The sequence below is a fragment of the Rheinheimera sp. genome, assembly GCF_030824435.1.
Classification (GTDB): Bacteria; Pseudomonadota; Gammaproteobacteria; order Enterobacterales; family Alteromonadaceae; genus Pararheinheimera.
This window is the reverse complement of the sequence record NZ_JAVBXS010000035.1, coordinates 1-18,601: the sequence shown is the minus strand read 5'-3', so window position 1 is coordinate 18,601 and position 18,601 is coordinate 1. Positions and strand designations below refer to the sequence as shown.

At 46.5% G+C, this 18,601-nt stretch carries 14 protein-coding genes; all 14 read right to left on the bottom strand.

Annotated features, from left to right (window positions below; all coding sequences use genetic code 11):
* Positions 1-52: 52 nt before the first annotated feature.
* Complete coding sequence (locus RCH83_RS09090; RefSeq protein ID WP_306521204.1) at positions 53-1,357, bottom strand: DUF1329 domain-containing protein; 1,305 nt, start codon at positions 1,355-1,357, stop codon at positions 53-55.
* A 73-nt stretch (positions 1,358-1,430) separates the two neighbouring features.
* A complete protein-coding gene (locus tag RCH83_RS09085) occupies positions 1,431-3,599 on the bottom strand; it encodes a DUF1302 domain-containing protein (RefSeq protein WP_306521202.1) in 2,169 nt (722 codons plus the stop codon).
* 318 nt (positions 3,600-3,917) lie between these two features.
* The gene (locus RCH83_RS09080) at positions 3,918-4,142 is read right to left on the bottom strand and encodes a DUF2835 family protein (protein ID WP_306521200.1); all 225 of its coding nucleotides are present in this window, start codon (positions 4,140-4,142) and stop codon (positions 3,918-3,920) included.
* Positions 4,142-6,709: an aminopeptidase N gene (pepN, locus tag RCH83_RS09075; protein ID WP_306521198.1), complete on the bottom strand. Its 2,568-nt coding sequence runs from the start codon at positions 6,707-6,709 to the stop codon at positions 4,142-4,144. The genes RCH83_RS09080 and pepN overlap by 1 nt, the downstream gene beginning before the upstream one ends.
* Before the next feature lie 148 nt (positions 6,710-6,857).
* The gene (gene nhaC, locus RCH83_RS09070; RefSeq protein WP_306521196.1) at positions 6,858-8,333 is read right to left on the bottom strand and encodes a Na+/H+ antiporter NhaC; all 1,476 of its coding nucleotides are present in this window, start codon (positions 8,331-8,333) and stop codon (positions 6,858-6,860) included.
* 43 nt (positions 8,334-8,376) lie between these two features.
* Positions 8,377-9,756, bottom strand: a complete 1,380-nt coding sequence (locus RCH83_RS09065; RefSeq protein ID WP_306521194.1) for a sodium-dependent transporter — start codon at positions 9,754-9,756, stop codon at positions 8,377-8,379.
* Between the two features lie 84 nt (positions 9,757-9,840).
* Entirely contained in the window at positions 9,841-11,865 is a 2,025-nt protein-coding gene (gene prc / locus RCH83_RS09060; protein WP_306521192.1) for a carboxy terminal-processing peptidase, read from the bottom strand.
* A 16-nt stretch (positions 11,866-11,881) separates the two neighbouring features.
* Entirely contained in the window at positions 11,882-12,604 is a 723-nt protein-coding gene (gene proQ, locus RCH83_RS09055; RefSeq protein WP_306521190.1) for an RNA chaperone ProQ, read from the bottom strand.
* Between the two features lie 3 nt (positions 12,605-12,607).
* Complete coding sequence (locus RCH83_RS09050) at positions 12,608-12,952, bottom strand: hypothetical protein (RefSeq protein ID WP_306521188.1); 345 nt, start codon at positions 12,950-12,952, stop codon at positions 12,608-12,610.
* Positions 12,949-13,422 (bottom strand): GAF domain-containing protein, encoded by a 474-nt coding sequence (locus tag RCH83_RS09045; RefSeq protein ID WP_306521186.1) that lies wholly within the window; start codon positions 13,420-13,422, stop codon positions 12,949-12,951. The genes RCH83_RS09050 and RCH83_RS09045 overlap by 4 nt, the downstream gene beginning before the upstream one ends.
* Positions 13,423-13,504: 82 nt before the next feature.
* Positions 13,505-14,173: an SIMPL domain-containing protein gene (locus tag RCH83_RS09040; protein WP_306521184.1), complete on the bottom strand. Its 669-nt coding sequence runs from the start codon at positions 14,171-14,173 to the stop codon at positions 13,505-13,507.
* 171 nt (positions 14,174-14,344) lie between these two features.
* Positions 14,345-16,195: a M1 family metallopeptidase gene (locus RCH83_RS09035; protein WP_306521182.1), complete on the bottom strand. Its 1,851-nt coding sequence runs from the start codon at positions 16,193-16,195 to the stop codon at positions 14,345-14,347.
* Positions 16,196-16,280: 85 nt separating this feature from the next.
* On the bottom strand, positions 16,281-17,174 hold the full coding sequence (locus RCH83_RS09030; RefSeq protein ID WP_306521180.1) for a GGDEF domain-containing protein: 894 nt from the start codon (positions 17,172-17,174) through the stop codon (positions 16,281-16,283).
* 110 nt (positions 17,175-17,284) lie between these two features.
* Positions 17,285-18,601, bottom strand: a 1,317-nt coding sequence (locus tag RCH83_RS09025; protein WP_306521178.1) for a serine/threonine protein kinase, incomplete at its 5' end; no start/stop codon positions are given.

Here is an 18,601-nt window from a genome sequence, read left to right as displayed (position 1 = left end):
CTGAAACAAAAACGGTTGGCAACAAGCCAACCGTTTTTGCCGGGCTTTCAGATCAACGGGTACCCTCACGACGCAGCGCTGCCGGCGTGAAGTCGTTGTCTGATAATTTCACTGAGAAATTATACATCTTGTCTTCGTTGTCCAAACCAATCGCGATATAACGGCGAGAGTTCAGATCATGATAGACCTCGAGTGTACTCCAGTGGGTTGGCACTTCATAATAGTTCAGACCATGCGCCGTCGCGACACGGTACAACTCGCCGCGAGCGTCATATAAATCAGCTACATGAATTTGCCAGCTATCTTCGTCGATATAAAATACACGCTTACCGTACACATGGCGCATACCGTCTTTCAGTTTGGCTTCAACTACCCAAACACGGTGTTTTTCCCAGCGCACATAATCCGGGTTTAAGTGACCCGCAGTTAACAGGCTGGCGTATTTGGTTTCTTTACTGTGCAGCTTGTAGCTGTTGTAAGGAATTAACATTTCCTGTTTGCCTTTCAGCTCCCAGGTATAACGGTCTGGTGAGCCGTTAAACATGTCAAAATCATCTGTGGTGCGCAAGCCGTCAGATGCTGTACCTGGTGCATCATAAGCCACGTTTGGTGCACGGCGGACACGACGTTGGCCTGTGTTGTAAGTCCATGCCTGACGTGGTGTTTTCACCTGGTCCATGGTTTCGTGCACTAACAGCGCAGTCCCTGCCAGGCGAGCCGGTGTAGTTACACTTTGTTTAAAGCGGAACAGAATGTTTTCTGCTTGCAACGCTTGTGCACTGGCTTTCTGATCAGAATATTTGAACATAATTTGTTCATCAAAACCTATCAGCGTATAAGCGCCAGTTGCTGTTGGTGCAGCCTGACCACCATTACGGGTTGCTGCAACACCACGAAAACGCACTATGTGGTTCCAGATAGCTTCCAAACCATTGGCAGGTACCGGGAACGGAATACCAATAGCAGCATTGATAATACCGTTACCGCCCTGCACCAGCTCAGCTTTGCCGGCTATCTCTTTAGTAGCGTCATAAACGTACTGCGGATAAGAAGCTGAACGTTGGGTTGGGTAAACGTTCATTTTGAACGTTTCCGGATAAAGGTTAAACAATGCCAGCTGACCTGGTGACAATAACGCTTTGTATTGTTCCAGATTGGCTTTGTTTACTGTGTACACCACTTTATCAGCAGCAAAAGGGTCCGGATGGTGGTCACCTGGTTTAAAACCAGCTGGCGCAGACTGAATACCACCAGTCCAGGCTGGGATACTGCCGTCTTTATTGCCGGCTTTTTCCGCGCCAAGCGGAGTTAAATCGGCACCTAAACGTGCAACCTGGTCCGGTGCGATTTTAGCCATTGCGCCACAACTTAAAACCAGCGCAATCGCGGACGATAGCAGGGTGAGTTTTTTCATAAGACTGTCTCGTCCCTTATAATGAATATTTAATGTTAAAAGACACAAAATCACGGTCTTCAGTGTTGTTAGTGGTACCTACACCGTCGAAAAACGCGTTGTAGGACACTTCTGCTGACCATTGATTCAGATAATCAAAGCTGACTGCGTAGCTTAATGATTTTTTATCTTCCGAGAACATAAACAACGGGTCTGGAGTAATACCGTTTACATCATGTGCAAAGGTCAGACGTTGTGACAGGTTTACACCAGCCATGACGTTGTTGTAGTCAGCCTTGGCAACCACACGGTAACCCCAGGCCGAAGCTGTCGGGAACGGGTTGGTTTCAGCGCCGTTAGATAAACCAGTATGTAAGCCGGTTTTTGGGATAAGTGGACCACCGACCCCATTGGTGCCCATCAAAGGGTAACCGCTACGGTCAGTATTAGGGCCATTTAACCTTAAAACGTCCTGATCTGGCATATCTTTAATTTTGATACCGCCAATTTCAGCTAATAAGGTGAAGTTGTCAGTATTTAGCACAGGCCCGAATAAATGGGTGATTGTGACCTGAGCCTGGGTGGTATCGGCCAGAATATAACCCTGAGCAAACTCACCTGGTTGAATTTTCTTACCGTCATAACGACCAATTTGTGAAATACCGGCAAAACCGAGGAAGTTTACTAAAGCTGGATTGGTGGCAGCGCCATTGGCTAACTGTTCAGGCATACCAGCGTACAGAATTTCTACGTCGTCAATTTGCAGTGGTTCGTCCTGACGGTAGGCCAGTTCACCGGCAATGGAAGTGCCTTCCAATGTGGTATTAAAGCTAAAACCGTACAGTTTGATATCTTCAGGGTATTCAATCAGACCTTTTGACATGCCTTTTAAATTCGACACGTTCTCTTTGGTCATATTACCTGCGTTCGCCACCAGATAACCAATATCTGACTGAACTGCCGCTAACCTGAAGTCAGAGGCAATACCGGAAATCACCGGCGTACGGCTGTGGTAATTCATGTAATAGAGCGCGAACTCAGTGTCGTTCAGCTCTGGTGAAAAATATTCTAATTTAGCACCATACTGGCCACCGTCTTCCGGCTCAATTTCGCCGGCATCACCGTATGGACGCAACGTCACTTTGGTTGGGTAAGCCAGGTAAGATGCAGATAAGGCGCTGATAGCAGCCTGAGCCTGTGCTTTTTGCGCTGCACTTGCCTGTGGATTGGCAAGTATGGCACTGGCTGATTTGATATTGGTACCAATGCTGTTTAAGCCTGCCAGCAGCGTGCTTAAATCAAGGTCCGGGTTACCGGCAAAACCTAACTGAATGTTTTGGTTATAACCACCTTTACCGGCAAAATCGTTGGTAGAAAAATAAGTGCCTGGTACCGGCAGATAGCTGTTTTGCCACTCGTACTGGTAAAACACTTCGGCAGACAGCTGCTCTGTTAAACCTAAAGAGGCAGAAATCATACCCACAGGGATATAAGCTTCTTTTAAGTCAGCGCCTGGTAAACGGGCAATACCCACATCGATAGGTGTAATGTTAATACCATGCTGAATTAAGGTACTTTCGCCCCAGCTCAACACCTGATTACCAACACGGATTGACAAAGGATTGGCACCGTCATTCAAAGCAAAGTTAGCAAATACATAAGCATCTAACAGACGGATATCACGACAAGCTAAATCACGGCCTTCGTCGTCGGCACAGGCATCAACCCTGTTACCAGACACCGGGTTGGTGTAAGCACCATCGTTGTCCATCAAGGCTGCATCGTAAAAATACATAAAGCGGGTAAAAAGACCAAAATCACCTTTGGTCACCGACAGTTCATGAGTGCCTTTAAACAACTCGGAGAACATGTCGCCTTTGTCGTAATTCAGGTTACCAGCATCACCATTAGACGAATAACCGCCTGTTTGTTGCCAAACTTGTGAAGAGGTGTAGATAGTGTTACTTGCTGCATTATAACCAGTCCAGTTCAGCGCAGGATTATTTGCTTTACTGATAGTGTCCCAGTTCCTGTCTTCAGCGCGCCAACTGGCGCCATAAGAAAAGCTTGAGTCAAATACAACTTCAACATCGTCGCCTAATGTATAACTGGCGGCTTGAATGGATGTTGCAGACAAGGCTAACAGCGCAGACGCGACACCTATTGCTAAAGGATTTTTAGCAAAGGCAAATGGCCTTTTGTTCATCTTGTGATCTCCCCCCCTGTCCCTGCAGGTCTATTTTGTTTTTTTAATGTAATGAGCAAGTTCAACTGCTCTGATCTCTGCTCACTTGGGTAAAATAATTACATCATTTTATAAAGGGCGCAAGGCTTGCGATGTCGTAAATCTGTTGATTTGTCTTTAGTTTTTTCTGTGAAGTGCCCGGTTACGCCACTATAACGCCCCCCTCAGTTTAACTGGGTTTACAAAAAATGTACGAAACGGGGTTAAGTTGATGAAAATAAACAGCAAAAGGTAATTTTTTCCAGCTTGTGTTTTAATCTACCGTTTAAAGTACATACTCTAATTTATTTTTTTTAGCGTTATAAACTTGCCGGTTGCCGTAGTCGTCAGCTGAAAATACCCATTTAAACCAAAATGACTGATATAAGGCCGGAAATGATGAACTGGCAGCTGTATTTTTTCGCCGGAATCGGCACGTACCAGCACCTGAGTCACAGCGCCCTGATAATAAGCAAGGCACTGTTCAGCAGTCAGTACAACCCAAAATTGATAGGTTCTGTTCATTAGCGCAAACTACGGCTGACCTTTTCATACAAATCATTGCTGATATCTGGCAGCGCCAGCAACAATTTCAGCTGCGTCTGCATCAACTGCTGGCGTTTTGGGTCAAAACGCTGCCAGGACAATAATGGCGTGACAAGGCGAGCCGTTAGTTGTGGGTTGATTTGGTCTAATTTGCGGATAATGTCCGTTAAAACCTGATAACCCTTGCCGTCTGTGCGGTGGAACTGTTCCGGGTTTTGCATGGCAAAAGCACCATAAACCGCCCTCACCCTATTTGGATTGGTCCAGCTGAACTGCGTACATTCAGAGAGCTGTTGTAACTTATCAAACACCGAAGCTGCCGGACTTATCGCTTGTAAACTTGCCCATTTATCAAATACCTGTGGATCAGCGCCATATACTTCACCTAAGTCTTTTAACATCTGTTCCGCCACGGGCAAGCTGGCAAAAACCGCCGCTTTAATAGCAGCTAAGCGGTCTGTCATATTGTCAGCTTGCTGATAATGGTTCAGCAACAGACTGTCATGCTTGCCAAAAGCCAGATACGACATACATAACGCCTGTAATTGACGGCTGCCTGTCTGCGCTGGTTGATAGGCATAAACTTCGCGTGGCAGCTGCCGGTAACAATGCAGCAGTTCCTGCTGCAGAGTGTCGGCAATTTGTTGTTTAAACTGGCGTAATGTGCTCAGAATGATATCAACAGGGATTTGGTCATATTGTTCGGCCAGAGTGTCGTAACCTGGCAAAGTTAATAACTCAGCCGTAAAAGCCAAATCAGCCAGTGGTTGTTGTAGCAGCTGCCTCATGCTGTGCAATAAGGCTTCTGGCAAAGTTGGAACTTCCCTTTGTTCCACTGCATTTTTGATTAACAAAGACCACAATTGTTGCATTGCATCCCAACGGGCCACGCCATCTTTGGCTTTTGCGGCAATCAGCAGCAAGTCGTTGGTGCTGTAATTGACCACCAGCTTGGCAGGTGCAGAAAAGTCAGCCAGCAGTACAGGAATAACATCCGCAGCTTGATTTAAAAAGCGCCATTGCTGATGTTCTTCGTTCAGAATTAATAATTCAATTTGGTGCGCATCTGACCTGGCACTAATCAGTTCAAAACGTACCGGTAACACCAAAGGCAATTTGGCACTGCCATCCGCTGTTGCTGCTGTGTGCTGCGTCAGGGTTAATACAAAACTCTGAGTGTTGGTTTCATACCGGTAGTCTGCCTGAATGACCGGAGTGCCCGCTTGCTGGTACCAGCGACGGAACTGTGTGAGGTCAACATTGTTGGCGTCTTGCATGGCCTGCACAAAATCATCACAGGTCACCGCCTGACCATCATGGCGGGCAAAATACAAGTCCATACCCTTTCGAAAGCCTGCTTCACCTAACAAAGTGTGTTGCATCCGAATCACTTCGGCCCCTTTGTCGTATACAGTGACGGTATAAAAGTTATTCATCTCCAGAACTTGCTCAGGCCGGATCGGATGCGCCATAGGGCCTGCGTCTTCAGCAAACTGGGCGGTACGGATAGTTTTAATGGCATCAATACGGCACAAGGTTGGTGAGCCCATATCAGCGCTGAATTGCTGATCACGAAACACTGTCAGGCCTTCTTTTAAGCTGAGCTGGAACCAGTCGCGGCAAGTTACCCTGTTGCCGGTCCAGTTATGAAAATACTCGTGGCCAATAATGCTTTCGATATGGAAGTAGTCAGTATCTGTGGCCGATTGGGCGTCAGCCAGCACGTATTTGCTGTTAAAAATATTCAGGCCTTTGTTTTCCATCGCGCCCATATTAAAAAAGTCGACGGCAACCACCATATAAATGTCCAGATCGTATTCCAGACCAAAAGTGGTTTCATCCCAGTGCATGGCCTTTTTTAACGACTCCATCGCAAACAAAGCGCGGTTTTTATTGCCTTTATCCACAAAAAACGCCAGTTTTACCTCACGTCCGCTTTTTGTTTGATAACTGTCTTCCAGCACATCAAAATCGCCAGCCACCAAGGCAAATAAATAACAGGGTTTAGGGAAAGGGTCGAACCAGCTGACACGGCGTTTGCCGTTGGACAGCTGTGTTGATGCAATCTGGTTACCATTGGACAACAAATACGGAAAAGCTTCCGGATCGGCAATAATATGGGTGGTAAACACGGTCAGCATATCGGGTCTGTCAGGGTAATAAGTGATACGGCGAAAACCTTCGGCTTCACACTGGGTGCAATAAGCACCGTTCGACAGATAAAGACCTTCAAGTGCAGTATTTTCTGCCGGGTTTAATCGGGTCACAATTTTCAGTTCAAACGTATCCGGCAAATCCGTTAACAGCAGTTGTTCTTCGCCTGGCTGGTAGTTATTCAGCGCAACACCATTAAGCCATATTGCTTCGAGGTGCAGATGTTGTCCGTCAAGCACAAGTGCAGTCTCGGAACCGAGACGACGCCAATTACTGATGGCGGTCACCAGAGTCTGATGAGGGTCAAGCTGAAACTCGATATCAATGTTATCAATGGCATATGCCGGTGCCTGATAATCGGCTAATTTTTTTGCCTGACGTGACTGACTCATAATAACTCCGTTTTGCTTTTGTCTTGCTGTAGTGCTGATGGCCGCAAGTGTACTGAAAACAGCATGGGCTGCAAACCGATTTGCCACTTGCCATCATTCTTATCCGATGAAAAAAAAACCTGAGCTTGCTCAGGTTTTTTCAGGATGGTCAGCCTTTGACGGCGACAGGATTGATTACCGAATCCGGTGGTGTCAGTTTCAGAATTTTAATCCCACAATAAGCGTAGATAATGGCCAGAACCGGATTAATCAGGTTAAAAAACGCATAAAAGATATATTCAAGCGGACTGACATTTAACACACCGTGCATATAAGCACCACAAGTGTTCCATGGCACTAAAGGACTGGTAATGGTACCGCCGTCTTCCAGTGTTCTGGATAAATTCACCGGCGCCAGCCCTCTTCTGGCATATTCATCTTTATACATTCTGCCAGGCATCACAATGGCCATATATTGGTCTGCGGTTAGAATATTGGTGGCGACACAAGTGGCAATAGTGCTGGTAATCAGTGAGCCTGTGCTGTGTGCTCTCGCAAGTATCACTTCCACAAAACGGCGCAACAAGCCGGTATGCTCCAGCACTGAACCAAACACCATAGCTGACATAATTAACCAGACAGTATTCATCATTTTAGCCATACCACCACCGGATAATAATTTGTCCAGTTCAGCATTGCCACTTTCAATAACAAAACCACTGTGCAGCGTGGTCCAGATCACTTTTAAAGTGCCAAGGAAAGCAGGCAAACTGGTATCCGCCATTTTTTGCACCAGCTCGGGCTGAAATAACAAAGCCCAGACGCCGCCTAATAAAGCGCCGATAAAAACAGTCGGGAAAGCCGGTACTTTCTTAATGGCCATCACCATCAATACCACCATAGGTACCAGATTTAATAAACCAATATTAAATTGCGCTTGCAAGTCATTACTTAAAGTGACGATTTTTTCTGCATCTGCCACAGCACCACTGTTAAAACCAAGTACTGAAAATATCAGAATGGCAATAACAAGGCTTGGAATTGTTGTCCAGGTCATATGACGGATATGGTCAAAGAGTTCAGCGCCTGCAACAGCTGGTGCCAGATTGGTGGTATCTGACAAAGGCGAAATCTTGTCGCCAAAATAAGCGCCGCTGATAATGGCGCCCGCTGTCACCACTGGTGATAACCCAAGACCAACGGATACCCCAATCAGCGCCACACCTATAGTGGCTGCAGTGGTCCATGAGCTGCCGATGGCTAAAGAGACGATAGCACACAATATACAGCTGGCGGCATAAAACCACGCTGGGTCAAGCACTTGCAGGCCATAATAAATAAGAGCCGGTACAGTACCTGCAAGCAACCAGGTGCCAATAAGTGCCCCTACCGCAAACAGAATCAGCACTGCACCTAAAGACAAAGAAATACCATGGATCATGGCTTTTTCCATATCAGCCCAGCGATAACCATTTTTTAAGCCGATAATGACCGCAATGGCCGCGCCGACAAAAAGTGCTATCTGGTTTGGACCATAAGAAGAGTCACTGCCATAGAGGTATACCGACAGGCTTAACAGAATAATTAACACTACCAGCGGAATTAACGCGTCCAGCAGACTGGGTCTTTTGATTTGATTTGTCATCTTTGCTACTCAGTTGCCCTGAACCGGGCTTTATTTTTAATAATCAGAGTACGCCAACCAGATTCAGAAACACCGCAGCTATAGCAACAGGTGTGAACCAGCGGATACAGAAACGCCAGATAGTATAAGCAACTGGCTTGGTATTCAACTCTTCTTCAATGGCCTGACGTTTCATCACCCAACCGGTGAAGAGTGCCACTGACAAACCACCCAGTGGCAACAGGATGTCAGAGGTCAGGTGGTCAATAAATTCAAAGAAGTTATGTACATCTTTGCCAATAAAGTGAAACTCAAACTTTGACCATGCTGCACCACTAAAGGAAAACACTGTCAAAAGACTTAAACTCCATAGCACCACACCACCCAAGGCTGCAGCCGGAACCCTGTTAAAGCCTTTAGATTCAATTAACCAGGCGACAACTGACTCCATCATGGCAATGGTGGAGGTAAAAGCGGCAAACACCAACATCAGAAAAAACAGAGGGCCAAGTAAATCTCCGCCCGGCATAGTGGCAAAAGCAACGGGTAAGGTGACAAAAATCAGCCCGGGGCCTTGTCCTGCATCCAGTCCCTGACTAAAGACAATAGGATAAATGACCATAGCCGCTATCAGCGCGACTGAAGTGTCAGCCAGAGCGATCCAGATTGATGTGCGCACAATAGATACATTATTTGGCAAATAAGCGCCATAAATCATCATGACACCTGATGCCAGGCTCAGGCTGAAAAAGGCATGACCAAGCGCAATCAACACACCATTCATCGTCAGCTTGGAAAAATCCGGATAAAACATAAAACGGGCGGCTTGCAGAAATTCACCGGTGAAACTGGCATAAATAGCCATGCCAATCAGCAACAGATAAAGTGCCGGCATCATCCAGCGGATTGTGCGTTCCAGACCGTTTTTTAAGCCACGGGCCACCACAGCACAAGTGGTCACTATCACCACTGTGGTCCAGAGCAATAGACTGGTTAAGTCGCTGGAGAATTGGCCAAACATGCTGCCAAGTTCAGCGGCAGTCTTACCGGAAAATTCACCAGTTGCCGCTTTGCCGACATAAGCAAAAGCCCAACCTGCGATCACCGAATAAAAAGATAAAATTAAAAAACCGGCAACAAGACCAATCCAACCAGTCAGCTGCCAATAAGGATGTGCATTGGCTTCCAGCGCTAACATTCGTGCTGATAAGCCCGGGCTTTGCCGCCCTCTTTTGCCCATCAGCACTTCGGCCATCAGCACAGGTAAACCAATCAACAAAATAGCCAGCAGATAGACCAGTACAAAAGCACCACCGCCGTTTTGCCCCATGATATAAGGAAATTTCCAGATATTACCAAGGCCAACAGCGGCGCCTGTTGCGGCAATAATAAAAGTAAAACGACTGGACCATTGGCCATGAACAGATGAACGGCGCTGTAACATGCAAAAAACCTAAACTAAAGTTCACTTAAAAAACAAAGGACTGAAACCAGTCCTTTGTCGGGGGATAATGCTGTTGATCTGAAGCTATTTTTTCGCCAACTTGCTGCTCATAATCAGATCAGAGGTGATAAGTGCTGCTTCTTCCAGGAAAGGATCGAGCTTTTCCAGCACTTCAGGCGCGTCATCAGCTTTTTTCACTACCGGCAATTTTAACCGTGCCAGACGTTCATTGGTGCGGGCCAGTTCGCGTGCAGCCAATTCGTCTTTTTTCGCCAGACGTTCTTTTTCATTCAGAGACACTGTTTTGACATCTTTTTCTTTTTGATACTCAGCAATGTCCTGCATCAGGAAATTAAACTCTGGCTCTTTTTTGATACGCTGCTGATGTTTTTCCATTAACAGCGGTAAAGTAACTTTAATATCTGTGGCACTGCTGTAACTGGCTGGTGGAATTGAATCCCATGGCAAAGCGTTTTTCTCTTTGCTTTCACCCCATTCCGCCGGATCTATTGGTGATGGGAATGCAATATCAGGGACAACGCCTTTGTGTTGGGTGCTGCCACCATTAATGCGATAAAACTTAGCAATGGTGTACTGCACACTACCCAGTTCACCGTCAAAGGTGTCGTAAATTCGGCCAAGGCCGCGGTGCTGTTGTACTGTGCCTTTACCGAAGGTATGTTCACCTACTATTACAGCGCGACCATAATCCTGCAAAGCAGCAGCAAAAATCTCAGATGCTGAGGCACTGTAACGGTCAACCATCACTGTCATTGGGCCTTCGTAAAATACACTGGCGTCGGTGTCATCGTTTTGGGTAATACGACCATTACCTTCGCGGATTTGCACCACTGGGCCTTTGTCGATAAATAAACCGGTCAGGGTGATGGCTTCCGGTAAAGAACCACCGCCGTTACCACGTAAATCAACAATAATGCCGTCGACTTTGTGTTCTTTTAACGCTGTCAGTTCTTTTCGCACGTCTTCTGTCAGGTTGTTATAAAAACTCGGGATATTAATCACACCGATATTTTTACCATTCTGATGCAGCATTGACTTAAAGACTTCGCCTTTTGCAGCTCTGTCTTCCAAGCGGATTTTATCGCGGATAATTTCAATTTGTTGGGGTGTTGTGCCTGCGGTATCACTCGCTGCCATCACCTGCAGTCTGACTTTTGACCCTTTAGGGCCTTTAATCAGGTCCACCACATCATCAAGACGCCAACCCACCACATCAACAAAATCTTCGTTGCCCTGGGCCACGCCAACAATACGGTCTTTAGGCTTGAGCTTTTTCGTTAGATCCGCAGGACCACCCGGGACCAGACTGGCAATAGTGGTGTAGTCATCATCCAGCTGCAGTACTGCGCCAATGCCTTCAAGGCTCAGGTTCATTTCCTGTTGAAAACGGTCGGCATTACGGGGAGATAAATAAGATGTATGGGCTTCGATACTGCGGGCATATGAATTTAACACCAGCTGAAATACGTCTTCACTTTCGGTTTGTGCCAGACGTTTTTTCGCGCTTTTGTAGCGTTTTAACAATATGTCTTTGATTTCAGTATTATTTTTACCGGCAAGTTTTAAATTTAATGCATCAAACTTGACCCTTTGACGCCAGAGTTCATTTAACTGAGCCAAATCTGTCGGCCAGGGGGCACCTTCACGTTCATATTCGTATTGATCAGCAACTGTGAAGTCAAATGGCTGTTCCAGCAGAGAGATTGCATAATCAAAACGTTCAGCGCGGCGTTGCATACTCAGATTAAACATCTGATAAGCAAAATCAAACTGGCCTTTTTGAATGGCATCATCAAACTGAAATTTGTATTGGGCAAAACCATCAATGTCGCTTTTGAGCATTACATTGTGGAAATAGTCCAGACTATCCAGATAGCGTTCAAACACTTTGGCCGACAACTGATCATCTATTTGTACCTGCAGGTAATGCCCACGGGTAAAAATGGCGGCGACCCTTTTACTCGCGGTGAAGTGCTGGTCCAACTGTGCCAGCTTTGGCATCACCACAGTATCTGAATTGACTGCTGCCAGTACCGTACTGCCTGAGATCAGCAGCAAAGCTGCCGCTATACCGGATAATTTTTTCATCTGAGACTCTGCGTTGTTAAGCCTGATACAAACTGCCGCTATGCGTTTTGACCACCATACCAGAGGCTAATTGCACCACGACATCCTGTTTAACCACTTCGACTACTGTGGCTGGCATTGGGTTCTGCCCTAGCTTCACTAAAACTTTGGCACCAACGACCAGTTCGGCTGTCGATACGGCCTGCAATTCTTTTTCGGCTGCTTTGGCAACCTGCACTTTTGGCCGTTGTTCTTTCAGAGTAGAGCTTTTTGCCGGTTGAGCGTCAGGCTTTGTTGCTGGTTTTTTGTAACCAGTTTTGTCAGCTTTGCGATCATTGGCTGGACGGCCGTCTGTTTTTGGTTTTTGTGTTTGTTGTTTCGCTTTTTGCTCGGCTATTTTTGCCTTACGGATTTCAGCAGCTTTGGCTTTACTTTCGGTCAGAGTTTTTAAAGCGTGTTCCGCCTGCTGAAGATCAATCAGCTCGCCTGCGGTGCCGTCGAGGTCAATACGGGCAACACCTTCTTTTACTGCATCCAGATAACGCCAGCTGGAGGTATAGACCCGCAGCGCCTGACGTAACTGAGTTTTGCTCAGCAGCGGATTATCTTTTAAACGTTCAACCAAATCCTGGAAGATACCGACTTTCAGCGGTTTAGCTTCACCAGTCAGCGTGAAACACAGTGGAAACTGTTCACTTAATAAGGCTACGATTTCTTTCACGTTGTGTGGTTTAACTTGTGGTTCGACTTGGCTGGTCATGCATCAGTACTCTTCATCTTCTTCGTCATCTACATCGGTATCGCTGTCGTTATCGTCAGCATCTTCATCATCGACAGCTTTATCCAGAACTTTTCTGGTGTGGGCCAGGGCCCAGTCGATTAATTCGTATTCGTCGGCTTCAATTAATACCAGGCTGCCACGCAGCTGGTCCCAGATATCACGAAGCAGTTTATCTATCAATGCAACTTCAGTGTCTTCGGGGATTTGTTGCCACACGGCATGGTATATAGCATTGATGCGGTCTGCAACCAACTCTTCATCACCTTCCCAGTCTCCGACATCCGTCAGGCTGAATAAGTAGTCGTGAATCGAGACCAGATCTTTCATAAAGTTTGTTCCAGCCGGCGTTCAAAAATAGCCACCAGCTCGCTCAGCCCCTGTTTGTCGGCTTCATCAAAACGGGCAAGCGACGGGCTATCAATATCAAGCACGGCAATAATGTCGCCGCGCAGCCGCACCGGAAGCACTATTTCTGAATTACTGGCGGCATCACAGGCAATATGCCCTGGAAACTCGTGCACATCTTTCACCAGCTGAATGTCGCCACTGGCAACAGCAGTGCCACAAACCCCTTTACCTACGGCAATACGTACACAAGCAGGTTTGCCCTGGAAAGGGCCTAATACCAGTTCATCTTGTCTTAAAATATAAAAGCCTGACCAGTTCAGATCAGGCATTTCATTAAACAACAGCGCACTGAGGTTGGCCATATTGGCAATAAGGTCGGTTTCATCTGCAATCAATGCTTGCGCCTGAGCAGTTAAAGTGCGGTAAAAGTCTAATTTTTCAGCAAACATGGGTCTTCAGTATCTTGCTACAACAAAGGTCCCTACCTTACTTGGTTTAGCTATAAATTTAAACCTTTGGGCGGAACATTTATCAGGGTTTGGCAAGTTCAAACTGTATTGACAGGTCGGCACGCACCTGATTACTGCCAAACTGCAAAGCCTCTGAGGCCATCATCGCCATTTTATGTCGTGGAGATGGTGATACACCCTGCTCCTGAATTTGATGTACCTGCTTAATTTTACGGCCACTGAGTTTTGCCAGTTGTTGTGCTTTTTGTTCAGCGTCAGCATAAGCAAGGCTTAATGCCTGCTGATATAAAGGGGCGGGTTCAGACACTAACAGTTCGGCCGGTGACAGCTGGGTAATGCCAAGTGCGGCAGCTTGTTCCAGTAAAGCCGGATATTTGGTCAAATCCCGTACCTGCACAGTCAGCTCGCGCTCGACACGGTACATCTCAACTGCTTTTTGGTCTTGCTGGTATTCAGGGTAAATCCGCAGAGGTGCGTTATTGATATCCGCTGTGGCAATACCCAGTTTTTGTACCATGGAGGTTAGCTGCGCCATTTTGCCGTCTACTTCGATTTTGGCTTTATTAACAGATGTTTGGCGGCTACCCACTGTCATTTGTAATCTGGCCTGATCCGGCGCCGCCGCAACCATACCTGAGCCCTGCACTGTAATAAGTGCCAGTGATTCTTCGGCGCTGACTGTGGTGCTGAGCACAGTGCTTATTAACATCAGTGGCCATATTAGTTTCATTGTGTTTCTCCATCAGGGCGAACGAGTTTTTTGATTGCAATTAAAGTGCTGGCATTGTGACAACTTCAGCTGAACCCCGACTTAAAACATAAGCCAGCGCTGTAGCCGGCTTGCATATTAATCACAATAAGCCTGGTAAACTGTTAAATGATGTTGCTTATTGCGTTCATTTTATTGAAAAATTTTATCCACCTGCGCCTGTGTCAGCGGATGGTACCCCGCCCTGGCTTGCTGATAAACATTTTTGCCAAATTCCGCCCAGTGCGGATTTGTTGCCAAAGCCCGGTATAACGGCACCACAAACTTAGAACGTCCGACATGCAATAAAAACTGTTGCAGAGGTTGTTGCAGCGCTTCGTAATTCAGTGGCAATGCCAGCCGGTTCCAGGCGACAAAAATTTCGGCATTTTTGCTTTGGCTGAAGGCAAATTGCTGATCCAGTGTGATCAGTTGCTGCGCTGATAACTGCTGCGGCAACTTGTCCAGCAGATGTAACCATTGATGCACAGTCCATTGACTGGTTTGCCAGTTTGGCGAACCTTTGAGAAACAGCGCCAGTTGCTGTTCTACCTGAACAAAAGCATCAGAAGGACGTTTTGGATAAGTGTCTGGCAAGCCGCCCTGAAACACCCAGCGTTGAACATCGGCTGCAGTAACTAATCCAGGATATTTTTCTAACAGGTTTGTTTGTAAAAATGCCAAAAACCTTTGTGTATCCATCGACTGAAAAGCAAAAGTTTTAAAGTATAAAGACACAAACTCGTCAAAACGCTGACGACCAAATTGTTGTTCCAGATAACTTAAAAACAACTGACCTTTGACATAAGCAACAGGGCTGAATGCTTCATCAGGGTCGCGACCTGCCAGTTGCAGTTTTAACGCCTGATCAGCCTGAGATAAATCAGGTAAGGCCCGTTGCAAATCGGCCACACTCAGACTGTATTCCATATCGGCCCGGCCTTTGCCGTACACTTCGGCCATTAATCTGTTTTCAAAAAAGTTGGTAAAACCTTCGTTTAACCACAAGTCTTCCCAATTGCTGTTGGTAATCAGATTACCCGACCAGGAATGCGCCAGTTCATGGGCTATCAGGCTGACCAGACTTTTATCACCTGTGATCACCGTTGGGGTAATAAAAGAAAGACGCGGGTTTTCCATACCACCAAAAGGGAAACTTGCCGGCAGGATTAACAAGTCATAACGGCCCCACGGATATTGGCCATAGAGCCGCGATGCCACGTCCATCATATGCTGGGTGTCGGCAAACTCATTGCTTGCTTTGTCCAGCCAGGTTTTTTCGGCATAAACTCCGGTTTGTGCTGACATGGCTTTAAAATGCAGATCTCCGACCGCCAAAGCTATCAGATAAGCCGGTATAGGTTGAGGCATCTCAAACAGATAATCGCCGTCACGCTCAGTGTTTTTACTGTTGTCAGCACTCATCACAGCCAGTAACTGTTTTGGTGTGCGCACCCTCGCCTGGTAACTCACTCTGACCGCTGGTGTATCCTGCAGTGGGATCCAGCTTCTGGCGTGAATGGCTTGTGACTGGCTAAACAAAAATGGTTGTTTTTTTTCACTGGTTTGGGCTGCACTCAGCCACTGTAAACCGCTGCTGTCGGCTGTGGTGTGATAATAAACCCGCACTTTTTCGCTGTCAGGTGCAAGTTTGATACTCAGACTTTGCCCCAGGATGCCACTTGGCTGGCCAAGTTGAAAAGTTGCTGCTGACCATTGGCCTGTTGCGTTTTGTTGCAGCACTTTTTCTATCACCAAAGCCCTGCTGTCGAGCACCAGAGTGTTGGCGTTTGGCTGATGACGTTTAAACTGGTGTTCAACAAAACCACGCAGTTCAGATTTTTCAAAATCGACGCTGACATCCAGCTTTAGCCGGGTGGAGCTGATGTGCTCCGGATTGGCAAAACTATGTTGGTCTTTTACAGCAGCCTGCAAATGGAACAGCGGATTGCTGCCAAGGATACAAACAACAAATGCAACACAACAGCGAAAAAATGTAGACATCATGGCCTCCCCAAATAAAGGCGACCATCATAGGCCTGACGTTTTAGATTGAAAAGTCCTGTGACAACAACTGCTGTGCAGACTGTTAATACAATCTGACACAGTTTCTGCCATTGGCCTTGGCCTGATACAAGGCGTGATCGGCAGCAGCAACCAGCTCATCCAGTGATTGTAATGACAAAGAAAAACCGGCAATGCCAATACTGCTGGTCAGTTGTTGGCCCGCCAGTTGCTCCGGATACCAATTGGCAATTTTATCGCGGATACGTTCTGCCAGTGCTAAGGCCGACACTGCACTGGTGTCAGGCAATATCGCAATAAATTCTTCTCCGCCCAGCCGCCCCAGTTCATCGGGTTTGCGTAGTTCGGCGTTTACCCTGTCGACAAAACCGCTCAGGATACAGTCGCCGACCGCATGGCCAAAGGTATCGTTGACCTGTTTAAAATGGTCCAGATCAAACACCAGTACCGCCATATCCTGCTGATATCTTTTGGCTTTTTTCAGGTAAAGTGCGGCAATTTCCATGATTTTCCGCCTGTTGTAGCATTCTGTCAGCACATCATGATCAGCCATATTCTGCAATTGGCGCTGTAAATCTTTAATTTTGCTGATATCTGCAGCAACAAGGCCAGTTGCAAACAAGGTGCCTTCAGTGGAAAAAATAGGAAACTTAATTGAAAGAAAATCGCGGTCTATACCATCAACAGGCACCACTTCTTCCACACTAAAAGGATTGGTACTGCGCTGTGCCAGTAAATCTGCCCGCCTGAACTGGGCTGCAGTGTCTGTGGGAAACAACTCACTGTCTTTACGACCAATAAAATCACTGACCGGGCGTTGAAATAAACGGCCATATTGTTGATTAACATAAAGATATTCACCATCAAGTGACTTGGCCCCAATGATGGCGCCAGAGTTATCCGCGATAGCTTTAAAAATCTGCAGTTGTTGTTGCGACCATTTTTCTTCGTCACTCATAGCGATAACCAAAGTCCGTTATGGTTGCCCGCGAAAGCAGGTGATACCTCAGATCAAAGGTAGCAGAGGGAGAACCTTTAGGCTGAAAATATTATGAAAATCTGATATTGCTATGATAAGGCATTGTATTGTTTTGGATTTGCCGGGTAATAACGGGCATTTTGTACCATCTGATGTGGAAAATAACGGGTATCTTTGTGGGGTAATTTCATAAAGCCGCCCACACCTTCGCCGGTGATCAGGCTGACATTTTTCAGGATATTCGCCAATAATGCAGCAAACTCGACCTCTTTCGCTGGGTCCAGTAAATGAAAGTAACTGTGAATTTTCATATACAAAGTTGTGACTTCAAAAATAATACAGCCACTGTGGCGAATAAGATTCAGTTTGGCGATATCCGCCATGATAGCATCGGGCAACACCAGCTGTTCATCGGGGTCTTTACCATCTTCAAAATATGAATGTTGTTTGCTGCTTTCATCCAGACTCAAAGCTGTTGCAACTTCATAAGGAATAATAAGCCCGGCGTTTGCTGAAAAAGGCGTGTTGGTGTTTACACGTGATAAATGGATGGTCTGGCGGGCATTAAATAAACAAGCTTTAAAAATACCCACTTTAGCGATAGCTTGCGCCAGATAAACCACGTTATTCAGCGCCAGACTAAAAGCACTTTGTAGTGTTTTATCATACAGGTGAAGATTACAGTCGATATAAACTCCCTGTTGTTGCCAGTGAATGGCCAGGCCGCCGACCACCGGATAACGGGCCAACCGGCTGACCGCAGCAACAAAGGCCTTTTCAGTTTCACCCATACCTTCTAAATAATTTTTGTAATAACGTTCCAACTGCACGTCATCCACATACTGGATACCTTCTTCTTCACTATGTTCGCGTAAAAATGACTTTCGCGAGGAATAGACCACTGTATCCAGTTCTTTAAATTCAGCACTTAGTCTGACCGGCAACAGTGGGTTATCGTCGAACAAATGCAAATCTGGCAACACCAGTTGGGTCAGGCGGGGCATAACTTTAAGAAAATAATCTCCTGCATCGGCGCGTAACAACACATCATCTGCCAGCATGCTGTCGAGCATAGTGGCAAATTCCATAGGTAAACCAAGGCTGCGGGCAGGCAATGCTTTACGGCCAAAACGACAGGACTGCCCGGACGCCAGCGCATACAAGGTGCCGGCAACGCCCTGTTCATCAAATCTTGGATTGGATAAGCCACCTTGACGCTGCTCAGCACCAATAAAATAAACATCACCCAGCCGGGCGTTGGAGCTTTGTAAGTCGGCCGACATTAATTGCATCACGTTATTGCCGATGTACTGACCGTTTTCGTCGGTTTGGGCAAACACCGACGAACCCCAGTCGACCAGACTGATTTGGCCTTGTTCTTCATCAAACACAATATTGGACGGTTT